The sequence below is a fragment of the uncultured Campylobacter sp. genome, from assembly GCF_905372745.1.
Classification (GTDB): Bacteria; Campylobacterota; Campylobacteria; order Campylobacterales; family Campylobacteraceae; genus Campylobacter_A.
The window spans coordinates 31,242-48,965 of record NZ_CAJPQR010000005.1 but is presented as its reverse complement, the minus strand read 5'-3'; the positions used below and the strand labels follow the sequence as shown (position 1 = coordinate 48,965).

The following is a 17,724-nucleotide window of genomic DNA, read 5'->3' as shown; positions in this document are numbered from 1 at the left end:
TTACGCCTCCGTGTTTTCTAGGCTTGAGCCTTCAGGCAACTGAACGTAAAATTTCTTTATCTCGCTTCGTTGTCCTTCTCTTCCTTTGAAACGCTTAACTTTTCCGTCGATTCTAAGCGAATTTACGCGAAGCGGCGTTACTCCAAAATACTCTTTCAAAATTTCTTTCAGCCTATTTTTAGTCATCTTAGGCGAAGTTTGTATGACGACCACGCCTTGTTCTTGAAGACCGAGAGTTTTTTCCGTATATAAAATCGTTTTGATATCAGTTATATCTGCCATTTCAGCCCTCTTTTATTATAGATTCAAGTGCGGCCTTCTCGATAACGACGGCACCGTAAGTCGCCACTAAGTAAGCGTTTATCTCGCTCGCATCGATTAGATAGCAGTTTGATAAATTTCTAAACGCCAATAGCGTGTTGTCGTCAAGCAGATCTTTCACGACCAAAGCGTCTCTCAAATTTAACGCGCTGATTATTTTAGCCGCGTCTTTAGTCTTGCCGCTTGCGATCTCTATGCTATCTACCGCGAAAATTTTACCCGCGTTAGCTTTTTCGTTTAGCGCGAACTCAAGCGCCAATCTTTTTTGCTTTTTGTTGATCTTTTGGAAATAGTTTCGCTCGTTGCTCGGACCAAACGCCACTGCGCCGCCTACCCAGACGTTAGTTCTGGTTGAGCCCGCTCTAGCGCCGCCGCGACCTTTTTGTCTCCACGGTTTTTTACCGCCGCCGCTTACGAAAGCTCTGGTTTTGGTGTGAGCCGAATTTGAACGCATACCGGACAAATAAGACTTAACGTAAAGATATAGGTTGTGCGGGTTAATCTCAGCGTAATTAGCCGGTAGATCAAGCTCGCTAGCTTTTTCAAATTTTTCGTTTAATACGCAAACTTTACTCATTTTACTATCCTTATTCTGCCCATTGCGCCGTTATAGCCAGCGACGCTGCCTTTTAAAACCAAAATTCCGTTTTCGGCGTCAAAGCTTACGATCTCGTTTTTAACGGTAACTTTTTCGTTTCCGGTGTGTCCGGCCATTTTCATACCAGGCTGAACGCGTCCCGGCCACTCGCGGTTACCGATAGAGCCGTGTCTTTTGTGGAAGCGAGAACCGTGGCTTTTTGGACCGCCCGCAAACCCGTGTCTTTTTACGACGCCTTGATAGCCTTTACCTTTTGAGCTGAAGCTAACTTTTAAAATTTTAGCCGAGCTAAGCGGACTAATATCAAGATCGCCCGCCTCTTTATTGGCGACTTGTAGAGTTGCGAATTTATTAAATTCCGCCGTTAGGCTATATTTTTTTTGCTGACCCTCTATGGCTTTATTTTTTGCTTTACCTTTAGCATAAGCTACTATAGCGCAGCCGCATTCGCTCACTTCGCAAACTTTAGCGTTTACGACCTTTAGAAGCGTAACGGGAATGCTTGGGTTGTTTACCGTTCTGCTCATGCCTATTTTTTCTACGATATATTCCATCTTTCACCTCGCCTTTATTTGCCCATCGCGCGGACTTCAACGTTAACCTCAGGGGCTAAGTCAAGCTTTGTTAGCGAGTCGACGGTATCGGGCGTAGCCGCTACGATATCTAGCATTCTAGTGTGAATTCTCATTTCAAACTGCTCGCGTGAGTCTTTGTTGATGTGTGGTGATTTTAAGACCGTGTAGCGTTTGATCTTCGTAGGCATCGGCACCGGACCTCTGACGTCGGCGCCCGTTCGTTTGACAGCTTCTACTATGGCTGCAACTGTGCGGTCGAGAACTCTATGGTCATAAGCTTTAAGCTTAAGCCTGATTCTTTCCATTTTTCTTTCCTTTGAATAGAACTTGTCGCAAACATACGACACTTCTTACTTGTGTAAGAGACTCGGATTTTATCCAAATGGCTTTTTAAAGTCAATATTTTGAGCGAATTTAGTAAAATTTAATAGATTTATTTCCTTTTTATAAGGAAGTTTTTGCAAATTTGGCTGAAAATTTGAAGCAAAATATTTAAATTTGATTTGGGATAAATTTGAACGGGTTTATTTGGGCGCAAATTTGGTTCGGATAAAATTTGCCCGCATTTTTATCATTCAAATTTAACGCATTTTCTTTTAAATTTGAGTAATTTTTGATCGTTTTTTGACGTCAAATTTTAATTATCTTCCTCATTATAAGGAAACTTCGCTATAATTTTCCAAATTTTAAAGGCTAAAAATGCAAATTCTAAACGCGCTATACCAAAGCCCGCCAAAAAACATCAAATTTATAAATAGAAAATTTGAGATCACCGCACCCAAAACGCTGATAAAAGGCGGCGTAGGAAGTGGCAAAACCTCGCTGATCGCGGGCTTTTTAGCCGCATTTGAGAGCAAAGAGTTTTTGTACGTAAATTTAGGCGACCTTCGTATAGATGCGGATGATATTTTGTCAAATTTGCCCGAGTTTTTATGCCAAAATCCGCAGATAAAAATCCTAGCGATCGATGATTTCGAGCAGAGATTTCAGGATAAATTTGAGCCGATTTTAGAGCTAAAATTGCAAAATTTTATCGTTGCCTCTCGGTTTAAAGACGCAAATTTAAGCGGCTTTAACGAGCTAAATTTGGATTTTTTAGACTATGAGGAGTTTATCGCCTTTTTTTCAAAAAAGATCGATCCCGAGACGCTTTTTAGCCACTTTTTGCTTCACGGTAGGAGCCCCGAGTCGGCCTTTTGCGATGCCGAAAACGTCGCGGCAAATCTACAAACCGCGCTAAAATCCTCGCTATCAGCCACGCAGCTAGCAGTGTTAAAAGAGTGCGCGAAAGCTCAGGCGCAAAACGTGAGCGTCTTTGAGATTTTTAGCACGTTAAAATCCGCCCGCAAAATCTCGAAAGATAGCGTTTACGGCGCGCTTAGCGAACTGGAAAACATGAGCGCGGTTAGCCTAGTGGAAAAATTTAACGAACCAAACGCCGCAAAGAGGCTTTATTTTAACGACTTTGCGTTGAAAAGCGCGCTAAGCCTAAAAAAGGACTTCGCTAAAAACTTTAACAACACGGTTTTTTGCGAGCTAGCTAAATTTAACGAGCAGATTTTTTACACCAAAGAGCTTGATTTTTTCCTGCCTAAAAGGAAACTTGCTATCATTTGCTCTCCGTTTAGCGATGCGGATTTGGTCTTTTTAAAATTTAAAAAACTGCACGCAAATTTAAAAAATTTAGGTATAAATAGGCTACAAGCAATCAGCGTGGCAAACTCGGGCGAGACGAGTGTAGAGGGCATAAAATGCGAAGTCGCGCCGTTTTCGCGCTGGGCGCTAGGCATATAAAAGGAGCGGTTATGAGAGCGGTTGCGGCGATATTTTTGGTCTACGTTTTGGCACTAGGCTACGAGATCAGGCACGAAAACGAGGGTAAAATTTATAAATTTGCAGGCGAGGCGGACGGGAGCAAATTTGAGCTCTACATCAGCGAACTTGAGGCCGAGTTTGAAAATTTTAGCGACAAGGGCGTCATTTCACCGCCTAAATTTCAAGGGCACGCCTTTTTCGAGGGCGCCAGATACGACTTTAGTAAGGGCAGCATCGAAAAATCGGGCGCCGATATAACGGCCGTAAACGCGGTCACCGAGTGGCTAAATCTAAGCGTGAAAGCAGATAACGGCGAACTAGCGGGCAAACTGGCGATCAGAGGCAAAGCGCGAAAGGCCGTGATAAAGCAGGTCGCGAGCTATGATTTTACGGCGCTTGGGCTGCAAGAGGTAGGGCGAGACGGAGCGCGATTTGAAGCCGTAGTGAGCGACTTTTACTCGCCTAAATTTGCTCAAAATAATAAAAAATCCCTCGCCGAAAAGCTTGAAAATTTTAAGTCGGCATGGCTCAAAGATCCCTCAAAAAACGCCACAAATGCGCTAAATAACCTCGAGTATCAAAACGGCAAAATAAGAAGCGTCTGCGAACTAGGCGCGAGCGGAAAAATCTGCAAAACCGTCTGGCTCAAAAACCTAAAAAAGATAAATTTGAGCGACGTTTTTAAGGATCTAAACGACGCAAATTTGGCTGCGATCTTCGCAAAAGAAAAGATAACGCCGAGCGAAAATTTTACGCTCTCGCCAAGCGGGATTACGTTTTTTGACGGCACGGCCGGCGGTAAAAATAGCGAGGTATCGCTACCGCTCGAGCCCATCAAAGAGCATTTAAAGCAAAATTTCGGGCTGTTTTAGGCAAATTTTCCGCTATAAAAAGGAAAACTTTAAAAAATGGAAGGCAAAATTTGATACAAAGCAAACCGAAATTTGATGGCTTAAATTCTAAAAAACTTGCGAAAAAGTATAAAGATGAAAAACAAATCTGACACCCAACTCTGCGGCATTGATGAAGCAGGTCGCGGCGCACTGGCTGGGCCTTTGGCGGTGGCTGCGTGCGTGCTAAAGCGCGAGATAGCTGGACTAAACGACTCTAAAAAACTGACTGAAAAGCGGCGTGAGCAGCTGTTTCGCGAGATCATCAAAAACTCGGACTTTCTCATCGTATATTTTTCAAACGAGCAGATCGACGAGCTGGGCCTTAGCGAGTGCATCAGACGCGCGCTGCGGCTACTTAAGGCGCATTTTGCAGGCTGCGAGTTGCTCTACGACGGCAACGCAAACTACGGCACCGGCATAAAAACGATGATCAAAGCCGATGGAAAAGTCGCGCAGGTGAGCGCGGCCAGCATCCTGGCCAAGGTCAGCCGCGACGCGCTGATGCGGGCGTGGGACGGCGTTTACGAGGGATATGGCTTTGCCGCGCACAAAGGCTACGGCACGAAAGCCCACCTGAGCGCGATCGCCGAGCGCGGATACTGCGATATCCACCGCAAAAGCTTCGCGATAAAAGCAAGGCAAAATTCGCTTTTTGATTAAAATTGTAGCGCTTAGGCGCAAATTTTCGTAAGATTTTGACGCCGCTTATTCGGGCGCTCGCGCAAATTTATACCGCACTTTGCCTTATGCTGCCGTTTTCAGACGAATAAGCCTGAAATTTAGCAGGTTTTACCGACGCTTAAATTTTCACTCGCTAAAATATGCCCTAAATTTCAGGCAATCCGCAACGCAAAAGCGCGCGGGAAGCTTAAAGGAAAAAAATGAATGCTTTTATTTTCCCGGTTACGGCGCTACTTTGCGCCGCGCTAGGATACGCGCTGCCCGGTGTTTTCGCGCCGCTAAAAACCCTCATAGTTCCGCTTTTAATAACGATAATGCTAGGAATGGGCATGACGCTTACGTTGCGCGATTTTGCGGACATTTTTAACAAAAAGCGCGCGCTGGCTCTGGGTGTCGCGCTGCAATTTATCGTCATGCCGCTGGCGGGACTGGGCGTTTCTAGGTTATTAAATTTAAACGACGAGCTCACCGCAGGTATGATGTTAGTAGGCACGAGCGCGGGCGGGACGGCGAGCAACGTCATCACTTATCTGGCTCGTGGGAACGTCGCGCTGTCGGTGAGTATGACGCTATGCTCGACGCTGCTATCCATCGTATTGATGCCGCTGCTTACGTGGCTGTATATCGGGCAAAAAGTGCCGGTACCGGCGACCGATATGCTGATCGACCTCGTAAAAATCACGCTCGTACCGCTAGCTGTAGGCGTTAGTTTAAATACCTTTGCGCACCGCGTCGTAGCGCGCCTACAAAGCGCCCTACCCGCCGTCTCGATCGGCGCTATCGTGCTAATTATCGCAATCGTCGTAGCGCTTAACCACGCAAATATCGAAAAGGTCGGACTAACGGTCGTTTTCGCCGTTATGGCGCATAACGCGGCAGGGCTGATATGCGGATATCTAGGCGCTAGGGCTCTAGGGTTTGATGAGCGGATCGCGCGCACCATCAGCATCGAAGTCGGCATGCAAAACTCGGGGCTTAGCGTCGCGCTCGCGATTAAATACTTCTCCGGGCTTAGCGCGCTTCCGGGCGCTATTTTTAGTATCTGGCACAACGTATCGGGCGCTCTTCTTGCGGGATTTTGGGCGAGCAGAAGCCAAAAGCTGGGCAAAAGAGCGTAAAATATAGATAGAAATTTCGGGCGTCGCAGGCAAAACGTCGTTTCTAAATTCGACCCGCGCTTGCCATTTGCAAGCTCAGGCATCGCCGCGATTTGGCGGCAAAACGCAAGTACGATTTTTAAATTTAATAAGCTTTTTAACAAGGTGCCGTCGCAGAGCGATTTTTAAACAAACTGCGGCCGCTTTTATGAAATTTACCGCCAAATTTAGCATTTTTGGCCGCATGCGGTTGATTTGTCTAGCTCTAGTCTAACGCAACAAAAACTCGTCAAAACCCGGCAAAGCGTAGCGGCAAACGCATATAAAAACTAGCGCGCCTTACCGAGACGCAAGCTACCGGCGACGGCAAGAGCCGGTTTTGGTCTTTGCCTAAGCCGTATTTCGCCGAATACATCTTACTCGCTCGCATATAAAATAAGCCGCGTCAAATGCGATTTTCAGCCCAAAAACGCTAAATTTACGCCGCCTGCGAGCATTACCATTTAGCGAGCAAGCTTTAAAAATAGCTTGAGCAAATTTTGCCATTTTAACGCAAGATGCTCAAATTTAAGTGTTTTTTAAACATAAAGGCTTGTTTAAATACATCTAAGAGCCGTAAAAAGCGACCAAAACATAGATACGAAGGGAAACGAATGCAACAAAATCTAAACGCAAAATATATTAAATTTTTGAGCGACGATGAGGGAAAGTCAAAAATCCTAGCAAGCGAGCTAAACGTTCCTCAAGCCGAATTTGACGCGGTTTGGAGCTGGTTTTTACTACTTTTGCAAAGGCAAAGCAAGCTAGATGTTTTTGGCGACGACGTCATCAAAGATCTGGCCTCGCGGCTAGAAACTCTCGCCGCAAACCTTAGCCAAAGCGCGCAAAATTTCGTTCTAGCCAAGCTTATTTACTACAACAACATTATCCAAAGCGAGCATTTGGATTCTGTGGTTTGCGGAATCATGAGTAAATTTTTATACGACGAGATAGAGCGGCGTATATCGGAAGCAAGCTTTTGCCTTGCCGCATTTACGGCGCTTACGCGGTACATAAAGCACAATTTTTACGTCTCTCCAAACGGTTATTTGCTAGAAAACGCCCTAAAAATCGAAAAACAAAATAAAATTTTCGCGCGCGCGGACAGGGACGCAAAGCTAGAAATCATACAAAATTTGCTTTGCATTATCGACGACAAGGAGTTTCACCACGATATAGCCGTATTTAAAAAGCTAGCCTGCGAGGTAAAAGACGGCGACGAAAGGGGCGTGCAGCTGCTTAAAAACTTTATCCCCAAAAACCGCCAAGGCTGCTATCTAGTCGCAAATAAAATCCTAAACGCCGCGTGTTTTGAAGGTAAATTTAGCCTAAGCGTCAAGGCTCTAAAATGGCTAGATAGCGCGCGGGGCGCGGCTGCGCCAAGCGGCTGGCAAAATAAATTTAACGAGCTAAAAGGCGAGCTGGGCGAAGAGGCGTTAGCCGCGATCGCAGCCGAGATTTTACGGCTGGACTCGCTTACGTATCATGATTTTGCTATATCTAGCTGGAGCGACGACGTCGTGAAACGCTTCGTAAAATCTGCCGAGTGGATACTCCAAATCGCGGGCAAGCAGCAACTGCGCATCTTCTAAGTGCGGCCAAATTTAGGCGGTTTCGTTAAATTAGCAGGCGGCGGCGCGCTGATTTATTTTAGCCCGTTTAGCCTTTAAACCAAGCTTGCGTGAGCAAAGATTGCTAAATTTGCTTTTGTAAATCGCGAGCATTCTAAAATAACGCGCCCCGAAAATCAAATCAAAAAGCGTAGATGAGGAACGCTAACGGTGCCGCAACCAAAAACAGCGCAAATTTAGCGACGAGGGCGAGCGATTTAGGCGCGAAAATATAAATTTACGAGCAAGATACGGTTTGCTTTCGGATAAATTCGCATAATACCTCAAAGGCCTCATGCAAAAGCGATTTTCTTACATTCTTGTTTTTTAAGTACCAAGCAGTCTAGCCAAGATGCCTTTTGCGAGTTATCTAGGTTAGATTAGGTTTGTTTTGCTATTAGGATTTAAGACTTTGCAGGGCTAGCGAAATTTGCGCCGCAGGCTTTAAATGCGAAAAAAGCGTCAAATTTGACGCTCCGCCCTACTCTATCCCGCCCAAAAGCGGCACAAAGAGGCACTCATCAAGCGCCTTTTGCGTTATCTCGCCGCGAGAGTCTTTTGTAAATTTGACGATAAACTGCTTGCCGTTTTTTTCGATAGGGGCTACTAAAATGCCGCCGTTTTTTAGCTGGTTAAAAAGCGTCTGCGGCACATGCTGCGCCGCTGCTGAAAGCAAAATGCGGTCGTATGGAGCGTAGCTTTTCCAGCCGACGTTTCCGTCGTCGAATCTCACGTGGACGTTGCGTATTTCAAGCGTTTCAAAGCGTTTTTTAGCCTCGGTTGCTAGCTTTTCGATACGCTCGACGCTAAAAACCCTGTGCGCTAAATGCGATAAAATCGCCGCCTGATAACCGCTGCCGCAGCCGATCTCTAGGGCATTATCGATGCCTTCGGCCTCAAGCGCCAGCGTCATCTTAGCTACCGTTAGAGGCGAGCTGATCCATTGATTTCCGCCGATAGGCTGAGCGTCCAGGCTGTACGCGCGGTGTGCGACGGGAGCGAATATCTCGCGCGGAGTGTTACAAAGAGCCTTATAAAGCGATGGCGTTAGAGTAAGTATATCGCCGATCTCGTCGGCCATAGCAAGGCATTTTGATTTTTCAAGAGCGGTCATAAAAGCCCCAAATTTCGTTTGATTTCAAGGATTAGATTTTGATCAAATTTAGCTTCTTTTGCAAATTCGCCGTTTGGCAAAAACACGCCCGAAAACTCAAGTTCAAGCGAGCTTGCGGCTACGACGTAGCAGCTATTGGCAATCGCTAGAGCCTTACAAAGCGTAAGATATGCGTCCTCGCGCGCCTTGCCCCACATAGCGGGTACCAGGATGATATCGCAGCCTTTTAGCTGTGCCCAAAGCTCTGAAAATCTAAGCTCAAAGCAAATTAAAACGCCTATTTTTAGCCCTTTAAAATCAAACGGCTTTACCGCCGACTCGTCTCCTGCGGCAAAAATTTCGTGCTCTAAATTTGGGCGAAAAAGCTTTGATTTATTTTGCGCATAAAAGACGTTTTGGTTGTTTAACAGGATAAATTCGTTGTAAATTTCGTTTTTTTGCGTCTGCGTGATTGAAATTTGCGCGAGTCCTTTGGCTCGGTTTAGGCTCGTTAGATGCGTTAGCCCAAGGAATTTATCGGGAGTTAGGGCTTCTTGGATCGCCTCAAAAAGTATGGCGTCAAAGCTGCCGATCGAGCCGCCCAGCATCGCTCGGTTTGCTCCGCTAAAAAATCCGTCGAAATCATATCCGCTAACGCACAGCTCGCTAGCTAAGATGATAGAGTTTCTGGGCGCGGCGGCGATTTTTTCGAGCAACTCGTCTTGACGCTGGGAGCAAGAGGGCGCCGTTAGGACGATAGGGCATAAATTTGGACTAAAAGTCGTCAAAACTGATGCTTCCTTTGCTGTAATTCGTCACCTTCGCCTCGAAAAAGTTACTCTTTTGGTCGTTAAATTTAGCAAAATCATCGACCCATTTGATCGGGTGGGCGACGTTGTAGCGGCGTTTTAGACCGATCGCAACTAGGCGCTGGTCGATGAGATAGTGGATGTACTGCTCGATGATATCATCAGTAAAGCCCATTATTTGGTTTTGCGTGATGTATTTGCCCCATTTGATCTCAAGCTCGCCGGCGCGCTCAAACATGTCGTAAATTTTAGCCTCGGTCTCAGGCGTGAAAAGATCGGGACGCTCTGCGCGGACGCTGTTTATCATGTTTTGAAATAGCAGCAGATGCGTGATCTCGTCGCGCTGGATAAAGCGAATCATCTGCGCGCTGCCTAGCATCTTGCCCGCACGCGCCAGCGCATAAATCGCCGTAAAACCGCTATAAAAATAAATACCCTCTAAAATTTGATTCGCTACCATGGCAAGTAGCAGCTTTTCGTCCGTTACTTCGCCCGCTAGCTCCTCGTAAACGCTTGATATGTAGTCGTTTTTCTCGCGCAAAACCTCGTCGTGCTTTTCCATCTCGTAGATGAGGTCGGTGTTGTCGCAGATGGCCTCGACCATGACGGCGTAGGACTTGGAGTGGTTGGCCTCCTCGTAAGCTTGGCGCGCTAGGCAGGCGTTGATCTCGGGCGCAGTGATGTATGGGTTGATGTTGTCGGCTAGGTTGTTTGTCTGGAAGCTATCCATCGAGATGAGCTGGCTCCAAACTAGATCGTACATGCGCTTTTCGGCCTGCGTGAGGTTGTAGGCGTAGTCGCGTACGTCGTCCGTGGTGTCGACCTCTTTTGGAAACCACGTGTTAGCTTCCATCAGGTCCCAGAGCTTGAGCGCCCACTGATATTTTGCCTTGGTGAAATTTAAAATACCGTGCGGATTGCCGTTAAATACGCGGCGATCGGTCAAATTTTCGTTTGAACTAGGGTTGTAGATTCGTTTTCGGTTCATGTCTTTTCTTTGTTTTCTAAAATTTGGGGCTGATTTTAGCTAAAAATTTATGTTAGATATCTTAAAAGCAAGCTACTTGATCGCGTTAAATTTGGCTTTACGGTTGCGGCTAAATTTAAAAACCCGCGTTAAATTTGCGGGTTAAATTTAGCGCTTTAGCTCGATTGCGCGCTGGAGCATTTCGTTGCTAGTCGTTATGCTCTTGGCATTAGCGTCGTAGGCCTTTTGCGTGACGATGACCTCCGTTAGCGCCTGTGCTAGATCGACGTTTGACTGTTCTAGCGTGCTGCTAGCCAATTTGGCGCCGTAGATGCTTTTACCGCCCGCGTCTTTGTAGAAAAAGGCAGCGCCGGAATTCGCGCTTTGCGAATAGATATTATCGCCCATTTTTGCGAGGCCTTGTTCGTTTTGGAAGTGATAGAGCGCGACTTTGCCGACGGAGCGAACCTCTCCGTTAGTAAATTTAGCCAGGATATTTCCCGAGTCGTTGGTGTAATAATCCTTTAAAATGCCCTCGTATACGCCGTTTTGGGCGACCGAGATGCTTTTTGCTTGCGCGGTGCTGGTAACGCCCGAGTAAATTTGACCCGCAGCCGCAGGAGCGCCGAAGTCTAGCTCGACTTGCGAGCCGTTATTATCTAGAGCGCCTAATGTAGAGCTAACAAGCCTACCCTCGTGGTCGAAATTTAACTCTCCGTTAGCGTTTGAGATAGTTGCGCCGCTTGCGTCTTTTACGGTTGCCGCCGCTTCCCAAACCGTACCGTTAGCGCCCTGAGGGACGCGTTTTGTTAGCGTTAGCTCTAGAGTATTTTTCGTGCCGTCCGCATTTAAAAGCTCGGTTACGAATTTTTCCCGATTTGCCGCTTCTTTGGTCGTATTTATCTTAGTGGTCAAATTCGGCGCCGTCGTTAGATCAAAATCTCTCTCAAAGCTCCTGCTTATGCTCCAGTTGCCGTTTTCGTCGATCGGAGCGCTAAATTCAGCCGTTTTGCCGTTTGCGTCGGTTGCCGTTACGGTGACGAGATCGCCTTTTCTAGGGCGAGTTATCGCGGCGTCAGGCGTAACTCGTCCGCGTAAATTTATAGTTCTAGAAGCATTATCTATGTTGCTCGTATAGGTTGCGGCGTCTACTGGCAGGGTAGCGGGCTCGGTTTTAAAAGATGAGTCGAGATTGCCTTTAAAAGTCACCTTCGACGTCGGTTTGGTCGGCAGATACAAAAACTCCGGTAGGCGAATCTTGCCCTGAGAGCCGATGTCACCGACGTCAAGGTCTGTGGTGTCTGATCCTAAAGTGTAGGCCTGCGTGACGGCGGCTCGTCCGTTTACTCTACCGAAAGCCTCTATCGCGCCCTGGCTTGGAGCGACCTGCGTTAGCGCATTTTGCGTGCCTAGGACGTAGTTGCCTTGATTTGTTACGAGATATCTTTCTTTGTCTACGCCAAAGCTACCGGCGCGCGTATAGTAGGTGCCAGAGCCGTTCGTTACGCCAAAAAACCCCTTGCCACCGATCGCCATATCCAGGACGTTATCGGTTTTCATAAACGGGCCTTGCTTGTAAAAGCTAAGCGCCGTCGTCATGCCGGTGGCGCCGAGGCCGATTTGGTCTTGGGTCGGGTTGTTGCCCGCAGCAAAGGAGGTTTGGTAAAAAATGCTCTTAAATTCCGGTATCGAAGCGGTAAAGCCGACGTTATTTATGTTGGCGATATTGTTCGCCCACACGTCCATACTAAACCCCTGGGTTCTGACGCCGCTAACGCCGTTATACAGGCTTCTTACCATCGTCCTATCCTTTTTTCGGCTCGGTAAATTCTTTTACTTTGTCGATGCTGACGTATTGTCCGCCGACCTTTACCTGCGCGATACCGTCGATAAATTTGACGCCTTCTACGAGATAGTTGCCTACGCCGCCGTTTTTGACGTTGCCCGCTGCATCGGTGTAGCTGATCTCGACTGTGTATGAGCCGGCTCTAGCATCGTTGCCGGCGCTATCCTTGCCGTCCCACTCGAAGGTATTGGCTCCGGCGCTAGCTTGGCCGAATTCTAGCTTTCTTACGAGTTTGCCGGTGCCGTCTTTGATATTTATCGTACCGCCTTTTGCCGCGCTTTCTAAAAATCCCGCAAATTTGACGCCCGAGCCCTCTTCTTTTACGATGCCGCTATCGCCGATTTTAGCCATCTTGCCGAGCACTCCGACGGCGTACATATTGGTGCTATTTTTTAGCTGATCGGCTAGCTTTTGCATCATTTTGTTCGTATTTTCTTGCATTTCAAGCGAGGCTAGCTGACTGGTTTGAGTTAGCATTTTCTCCGTATCCATCGGACTTGTCGGGTCTTGATACTGAAGCTCGGTTAAAAGAAGTTTCATAAAAGCGTCCTTATCTAGCTGGGCGTTTGGGTTGGTGCCTGCGGCCTTTTGTAGGGCGTCCGCCGATTTTTTAGCGGCTTGGTTGTTTACCGTGAAGTTATTGGTTTCTAGTCCGTTTGCCATCTTTATATCCTTTAAGTTTTTATATCTTAAGCAAATTTGATTCCAAATTTACACGTATCGCGGAACGACGAGCTCTAAACGAGGTGCCGCCGCTTCGCCTTGCTCTGCGCCGCCAGCATTAAATTTAGAGCCTTTGTAGCTCTTTTGCCCTTGCTCTTTTTTTTGCTGATTTTGATCGCTAAAGTTCATCTCAAGCTCGGTAAAACCCATGTTTACGAGGCTGTTTTTAAACTCGGCCTGATTTTGTAAAAAGAGGTTCATCGTCTGCGTGTTTGAGTTAAAATTTATGTGCAGATTGTTGCCGCGATTTACCATCGTGATCTCGACTTCGCCCAAATTTAGCGGATTTAGCGTGATGTTAAAGCGCATAAACGGCGATTTATATGCTGCGACTTGTTCTTTTAAATTTGAGCTAAAGTTATCAAACGTTTCGCGCACGGCTTGGAAATTTCTAGTTTGCGCCTTGGCGTTTGAGATTACGTCTTTTACCATCGCGTTTAGTTCGCTATTTTCGCTACCTTCGCTTTGAGTCTCGGTTAAAATTTGCTCTTCGGCGTTTTCACGCTCCGGAAATAGCAAATTTTGCAAATTTATCTTTTTAGAGTCTTGACTGAGACCCGATTTTTCGCTTTTTGCAGCGGTTAAATTTAGCTCGCTTTCGGCTTTGAAGTTTGGCTTTTCGTCTTTTAAATTCGCCTCTTTCTCGTCCTCGTTTTTTACCGCTTCTTTTATGATTTTGGAGTTTTGGGCCAAATTTTGCGTATCTTGCGCTTTTGCGCCGATATCTTTTGGCCTGGCTTTATTTTGCTCTTCTTGCACGGCGGCTAGTAGCTTATTTAGCGTATCTTTGGGCTCGGGCTCGTTTGCGTTTATGGCCTCTTCGACCTTGTTTTTTAGCTCGCTAAATGCAAAATTTTTCTTAGGAGTTACGGGTTCAAAGAAATCTTTTTTCGCCAAACTCGGAAATTTCTCGCCCAGCCCGTCGGCCTGCTCTTGCGTTACTTCGATATTTTCTAGACCTAAATTTAGCTTATTTGCGATCTCTATTAGCTCGTTTAGATTTTTGGCTCCCCTTAGCTCGTTTAGCGTCGTTTCGCTTGATAGCGCTTTGGCTAGGCGGTTTTCGAAATTTGGAAATTTGCTGATTTTCTCGCCGCCGCTAAGCATCTCTAAAATTTGCAAAAGCTGCATAAAAGTCGCGTTTTCAAACAAATTTTCCGCCGCTTCCTCGCCTAAAATTTCTTTTACGTCCGTGCTTTGGATAGGCGCTTTGATTTGCCCGTTTTGAACCGTTTGGGCGGATAAATTTACGGCTTTTGCCATCTCTTTTAGATCTTTTTCGCTTAAATTTTCGCCCTTTTTAGCGGCCGCGTCTAGCACCATAGAGAGAAATGCGCCGTCTTCTTTACCGCCTTTTTGCGCATTTTTGCTCTGTTTTTTCACGCCGCCTTTGATGCTCGCGTCAAATGATAAAATATCGTTTTGAGTAGTCTGCATAAAAACCCTTTAAATTTAGCTTTTATGAGCTATGCAAGAAACGTTCCACAACGGCTTTATTATTTTTATAAGGAAAATTTGGCTAAAATCAGCCCCATTTTAATAACGGAGAAAAATTTGGAAAAGATACGAAACATCGCCGTCATCGCTCACGTCGATCACGGCAAAACTACGATGGTTGACGAGCTTTTGAAACAATCGGGTACTTTTAACGAGCACCAAACCGTCGGTGAACGCGTGATGGATAGCAACGATATCGAGCGCGAGCGCGGCATCACGATCCTATCGAAAAACACCGCGATCCGCTACAAAGACACCAAAATCAACATCATCGACACCCCGGGTCACGCCGATTTTGGCGGCGAGGTAGAGCGCGTGCTAAAGATGGTAGACGGCGTTTTGCTGCTCGTAGACGCGCAAGAAGGCGTAATGCCGCAGACTAAATTCGTCGTGAAAAAGGCTCTTTCGCTCGGCCTTCGCCCGATCGTCGTCGTAAATAAAATCGACAAACCCGCAGCCGATCCGGATCGCGTTATAAACGAGATTTTTGACCTTTTCGTAGCGCTTGAGGCAAACGATGAGCAGCTGGAGTTCCCCGTCGTTTACGCGGCGGCTAGAAACGGCTACGCGAAGCTAAATTTGGCCGACGAAAACGTAAATATGCAGCCGCTTTTCGAGACGATTTTGTCTCACGTCCCGGCTCCTAGCGGCGATATAAACAACCCTTTGCAGCTTCAGGTTTTCACGCTTGATTACGACAACTACGTCGGTAAAATCGGCATCGCGCGTATCTTTAACGGCAAAATTTCTAAAAACCAAAACGTTATGCTCGCTAAAGCCGACGGCACGAAAACGACTGGTAGGATCTCAAAACTCATCGGCTTTTTGGGTCTTGAGCGCCGCGACATCGATGAGGCGCAAGTAGGCGATATCGTGGCGATAGCGGGCTTTGAGGCGCTGGATGTAGGCGATAGCGTCGTGGATCCAAACTCTCCTATGCCGCTTGATCCGCTAAAGATCGAGGAACCTACGCTTAGCGTCGTATTTAGCGTAAACGACAGTCCGCTAGCGGGCACCGAGGGCAAGCACGTAACATCAAACAAACTAGATGAACGTCTAGCCAGCGAGATGAAAACCAATATCGCGATGCGCTACGAAAACATCGGCGAGGGTAAATTTAAGGTTAGCGGCCGCGGCGAGCTACAAATCACTATTTTAGCCGAAAATATGCGCCGCGAGGGCTTTGAGTTTTGCCTCGGACGTCCGGAAGTCATCATCAAAGAGATCGAGGGCGTGCGCTGCGAGCCGTTTGAGCTACTAGTATGCGACGTGCCGGACGAGTTTAGCGGCACCGTGATCGAAAAACTCGGACGCAGAAAAGCCGAGATGGTCTCGATGAACCCGACCGGCGACGGACAGACGAGGATCGAGTTTGAGATCCCTGCGCGCGGCCTTATCGGTTTTAGAAGTCAGTTTTTGACCGATACGAAGGGCGAGGGCATCATGAACCACAGCTTCCTTGAGTTCCGTCCGCTCATCGGTAGCGTCGAGCACCGCAGTAACGGCGCTCTAGTCTCGATGGAAAACGGCGTAACGCTGGCGTATAGCCTCTGGAATCTACAAGATCGCGGCGTCCTTTTTGTCGATCCGCAAACCAAAACCTACGTGGGTATGATCATCGGCGAGCACAGCCGTCCAAACGATCTGGACGTAAACCCGATCAAAGGCAAAAACCTAACCAACGTACGCGCTAGTGGCTCTGACGACGCTATCAAGCTCGTGCCGCCTAGAAAACTCAGCCTTGAGCGCGCTCTGGAGTGGATCGAGGAGGATGAGCTAGTCGAAGTCACGCCGACGAACATACGCGTACGTAAACGCTATCTAGATCCAACTATGCGCCGCAGAATGGCAAAAACCAAAGAATAGTTTTATAAATTTAGCCTGCAAGTTGCGCTTTTGCGCGGTTTGCGGGATGCTCAATTTGCCGTGCTTGCAAAAAGGATTTTGGCTTAAGTTTGCCGGGGAATTATTAAGCGATTTTTATGCGCTCGCCGTTTTTGATTTTCATAAATTTAACGACTCAAAAGCCAGAAAAATTCGGCCGAAAGGCAAGGCCGTACACACTTTTTATAAGCCGGCAAATATAGCCGAATTTACCAAAATTTACGGCGATAGTTGAAATGCGAATTTATTTAAACTATCTACAAAATTTAAACGCGCAAAGATACTAAAAGATCGGTTTAGCAATTTCCCGTAAGCCGCAGCGACTGATTACGGCACGAAAGCGCCGCTAACTTAAAAGTGAGGACAAAACCAGTAGCTCGATCTAAGCTATGATTACGCCGTTTGCTTTACCGCAGACGGCACCGGTAATCTCTGAGCCTGCGGGCAGCAAGACGCTCAAGATTAAGCGGCTCAAATCCCGTGCGAAGATGTCCGAAATTTCGGTCTCTTTGACTTGAGCCAAACTATAAAAATCGTAAAAATCTATGCTCGCCGAAATAGGAAATATTATGTTCACGCACTTTTTTAAACGGGATTTATCTTCGCCGCCAAAAGATAACTGGGTCGAGACGCTACCGGAGTACGTCAAAGACGGCGTTCTTTGCGCCAAGGAAAATCAATGCTCCTTACGAATACGCGATTGGTCGGCTTTTGATTTCATGATACCAAAACGCATGAAGGGCAAAACCGCGCGTACCAGCGACGAAGTAATCTTGGATTTACGAGATTTATCGCTTTATCCTGATTTGCGCGGGTTATCCATCACGACTAATTTTAATTTAATTCAGGTGCGCGACCTTGACGCTCTTTACCGACTCAAAAATTTAGAAACGCTATCTATAAAACACGGAAAAAATGCATAAATTCGAGATAGACGTCTCCAAGATAACGGCGCTAAAAGAGCTGGTTTTAGACGGCTATAAGCCCGGCGTTTATAATATCGGCAAAGCCAAGCAGCTAGAAGTCCTCGTCCTATACGGCTACAAAAATAGCGATTTGAGCGAATTTGCTGATTTGTTAAATTTGCGCGATTTGAGGCTATTTTACAGCGAAATAAAATCATTGGACGGCATAGAAAATATGACCAAACTAGAGCATTTAGAGATTACTTGGGCCAAAAATTTACAAGATATTTCGGCGCTGGATAGACTGGAGCAAAAACACGAGATAGGCGGCGTTTTGCTACCGAAAAAATTTAAACGCAAAAAATAAAAGC

Annotated in this window: 18 protein-coding genes; 8 read left to right on the top strand and 10 right to left on the bottom strand. The window is 46.7% G+C overall.

Annotated elements, in window-relative coordinates; translation table 11 throughout:
* Genes QZ157_RS02405 through rpsJ form a run of 4 tightly spaced genes read right to left on the bottom strand, consistent with a single transcriptional unit; the run spans window position 1 to window position 1,799 of the window.
* Window positions 1-282, bottom strand: a complete 282-nt coding sequence (locus QZ157_RS02405; RefSeq protein ID WP_002947118.1) for a 50S ribosomal protein L23 — start codon at window positions 280-282, stop codon at window positions 1-3.
* Between the two features lies 1 nt (window position 283).
* Complete coding sequence (gene rplD, locus QZ157_RS02400) at window positions 284-898, bottom strand: 50S ribosomal protein L4 (protein WP_295141315.1); 615 nt, start codon at window positions 896-898, stop codon at window positions 284-286.
* A complete protein-coding gene (rplC, locus tag QZ157_RS02395) occupies window positions 895-1,473 on the bottom strand; it encodes a 50S ribosomal protein L3 (RefSeq protein ID WP_002947120.1) in 579 nt (192 codons plus the stop codon). The genes rplD and rplC overlap by 4 nt, the downstream gene beginning before the upstream one ends.
* A gap of 14 nt (window positions 1,474-1,487) precedes the next feature.
* Entirely contained in the window at window positions 1,488-1,799 is a 312-nt protein-coding gene (rpsJ, locus tag QZ157_RS02390) for a 30S ribosomal protein S10 (RefSeq protein WP_295141309.1), read from the bottom strand.
* A 394-nt stretch (window positions 1,800-2,193) separates the two neighbouring features.
* Between rpsJ and QZ157_RS02385 the strand changes: the two genes are divergently transcribed.
* From QZ157_RS02385 to QZ157_RS02365, 5 genes are all read left to right on the top strand, one after another.
* Window positions 2,194-3,288, top strand: coding sequence for an ATP-binding protein (locus QZ157_RS02385; RefSeq protein ID WP_295141306.1), 1,095 nt, complete (start codon window positions 2,194-2,196; stop codon window positions 3,286-3,288).
* 11 nt (window positions 3,289-3,299) lie between these two features.
* The gene (locus tag QZ157_RS02380) at window positions 3,300-4,181 is read left to right on the top strand and encodes a hypothetical protein (protein WP_295141304.1); all 882 of its coding nucleotides are present in this window, start codon (window positions 3,300-3,302) and stop codon (window positions 4,179-4,181) included.
* A 114-nt stretch (window positions 4,182-4,295) separates the two neighbouring features.
* Window positions 4,296-4,862, top strand: a complete 567-nt coding sequence (locus QZ157_RS02375; RefSeq protein ID WP_295141301.1) for a ribonuclease HII — start codon at window positions 4,296-4,298, stop codon at window positions 4,860-4,862.
* A 221-nt stretch (window positions 4,863-5,083) separates the two neighbouring features.
* Window positions 5,084-6,001: a bile acid:sodium symporter family protein gene (locus QZ157_RS02370; protein ID WP_295141298.1), complete on the top strand. Its 918-nt coding sequence runs from the start codon at window positions 5,084-5,086 to the stop codon at window positions 5,999-6,001.
* A gap of 632 nt (window positions 6,002-6,633) precedes the next feature.
* Window positions 6,634-7,611, top strand: a complete 978-nt coding sequence (locus QZ157_RS02365) for a hypothetical protein (protein ID WP_295141296.1) — start codon at window positions 6,634-6,636, stop codon at window positions 7,609-7,611.
* A gap of 499 nt (window positions 7,612-8,110) precedes the next feature.
* Here the strand turns inward: QZ157_RS02365 and QZ157_RS02360 are convergent, their stop codons facing one another.
* From QZ157_RS02360 to QZ157_RS02335, 6 genes are all read right to left on the bottom strand, one after another.
* Window positions 8,111-8,743 carry a protein-L-isoaspartate(D-aspartate) O-methyltransferase gene (locus QZ157_RS02360; RefSeq protein WP_295141292.1) on the bottom strand — a complete coding sequence of 211 codons (633 nt, stop codon included), beginning with the start codon at window positions 8,741-8,743 and terminating at the stop codon, window positions 8,111-8,113.
* Entirely contained in the window at window positions 8,740-9,510 is a 771-nt protein-coding gene (locus tag QZ157_RS02355; RefSeq protein WP_295141289.1) for a carbon-nitrogen hydrolase family protein, read from the bottom strand. The genes QZ157_RS02360 and QZ157_RS02355 overlap by 4 nt, the downstream gene beginning before the upstream one ends.
* Window positions 9,497-10,519, bottom strand: coding sequence for a ribonucleotide-diphosphate reductase subunit beta (locus tag QZ157_RS02350; RefSeq protein ID WP_295141287.1), 1,023 nt, complete (start codon window positions 10,517-10,519; stop codon window positions 9,497-9,499). Before QZ157_RS02350 ends, QZ157_RS02355 begins: the two co-directional genes overlap by 14 nt.
* Before the next feature lie 147 nt (window positions 10,520-10,666).
* Window positions 10,667-12,298, bottom strand: coding sequence for a flagellar hook-basal body complex protein (locus QZ157_RS02345; protein ID WP_295141285.1), 1,632 nt, complete (start codon window positions 12,296-12,298; stop codon window positions 10,667-10,669).
* Between the two features lie 4 nt (window positions 12,299-12,302).
* Window positions 12,303-13,007, bottom strand: coding sequence for a flagellar basal body rod modification protein (locus QZ157_RS02340; RefSeq protein WP_295141282.1), 705 nt, complete (start codon window positions 13,005-13,007; stop codon window positions 12,303-12,305).
* A gap of 48 nt (window positions 13,008-13,055) precedes the next feature.
* Window positions 13,056-14,504, bottom strand: coding sequence for a flagellar hook-length control protein FliK (locus QZ157_RS02335; protein WP_295141280.1), 1,449 nt, complete (start codon window positions 14,502-14,504; stop codon window positions 13,056-13,058).
* A 117-nt stretch (window positions 14,505-14,621) separates the two neighbouring features.
* Here QZ157_RS02335 and typA point away from each other — a divergent pair, with 117 nt between their 5' ends.
* From typA to QZ157_RS02320, 3 genes are all read left to right on the top strand, one after another.
* Window positions 14,622-16,430 (top strand): translational GTPase TypA, encoded by a 1,809-nt coding sequence (typA, locus tag QZ157_RS02330; protein ID WP_295141440.1) that lies wholly within the window; start codon window positions 14,622-14,624, stop codon window positions 16,428-16,430.
* Between the two features lie 587 nt (window positions 16,431-17,017).
* Window positions 17,018-17,371, top strand: a complete 354-nt coding sequence (locus QZ157_RS02325; protein ID WP_295141277.1) for a hypothetical protein — start codon at window positions 17,018-17,020, stop codon at window positions 17,369-17,371.
* Window positions 17,364-17,720, top strand: coding sequence for a hypothetical protein (locus QZ157_RS02320; protein ID WP_295141274.1), 357 nt, complete (start codon window positions 17,364-17,366; stop codon window positions 17,718-17,720). Before QZ157_RS02325 ends, QZ157_RS02320 begins: the two co-directional genes overlap by 8 nt.
* The last annotated feature ends 4 nt before the right edge of the window (window positions 17,721-17,724 follow it).

Excerpts from the sequence above, each read along its gene's own strand:
- QZ157_RS02405 (WP_002947118.1), bottom strand. The coding sequence starts at position 282 with ATGGCAGATATAACTGATATCAAAACGATTTTATATACGGAAAAAACT.
- rplD (WP_295141315.1), bottom strand. The coding sequence starts at position 898 with ATGAGTAAAGTTTGCGTATTAAACGAAAAATTTGAAAAAGCTAGCGAG.
- rplC (WP_002947120.1), bottom strand. The coding sequence starts at position 1,473 with ATGGAATATATCGTAGAAAAAATAGGCATGAGCAGAACGGTAAACAAC.
- rpsJ (WP_295141309.1), bottom strand. The coding sequence starts at position 1,799 with ATGGAAAGAATCAGGCTTAAGCTTAAAGCTTATGACCATAGAGTTCTC.
- QZ157_RS02385 (WP_295141306.1), top strand. The coding sequence starts at position 2,194 with ATGCAAATTCTAAACGCGCTATACCAAAGCCCGCCAAAAAACATCAAA.
- QZ157_RS02380 (WP_295141304.1), top strand. The coding sequence starts at position 3,300 with ATGAGAGCGGTTGCGGCGATATTTTTGGTCTACGTTTTGGCACTAGGC.
- QZ157_RS02375 (WP_295141301.1), top strand. The coding sequence starts at position 4,296 with ATGAAAAACAAATCTGACACCCAACTCTGCGGCATTGATGAAGCAGGT.
- QZ157_RS02370 (WP_295141298.1), top strand. The coding sequence starts at position 5,084 with ATGAATGCTTTTATTTTCCCGGTTACGGCGCTACTTTGCGCCGCGCTA.
- QZ157_RS02365 (WP_295141296.1), top strand. The coding sequence starts at position 6,634 with ATGCAACAAAATCTAAACGCAAAATATATTAAATTTTTGAGCGACGAT.
- QZ157_RS02360 (WP_295141292.1), bottom strand. The coding sequence starts at position 8,743 with ATGACCGCTCTTGAAAAATCAAAATGCCTTGCTATGGCCGACGAGATC.
- QZ157_RS02350 (WP_295141287.1), bottom strand. The coding sequence starts at position 10,519 with ATGAACCGAAAACGAATCTACAACCCTAGTTCAAACGAAAATTTGACC.
- QZ157_RS02345 (WP_295141285.1), bottom strand. The coding sequence starts at position 12,298 with ATGGTAAGAAGCCTGTATAACGGCGTTAGCGGCGTCAGAACCCAGGGG.
- QZ157_RS02340 (WP_295141282.1), bottom strand. The coding sequence starts at position 13,007 with ATGGCAAACGGACTAGAAACCAATAACTTCACGGTAAACAACCAAGCC.
- QZ157_RS02335 (WP_295141280.1), bottom strand. The coding sequence starts at position 14,504 with ATGCAGACTACTCAAAACGATATTTTATCATTTGACGCGAGCATCAAA.
- QZ157_RS02325 (WP_295141277.1), top strand. The coding sequence starts at position 17,018 with ATGTTCACGCACTTTTTTAAACGGGATTTATCTTCGCCGCCAAAAGAT.
- QZ157_RS02320 (WP_295141274.1), top strand. The coding sequence starts at position 17,364 with ATGCATAAATTCGAGATAGACGTCTCCAAGATAACGGCGCTAAAAGAG.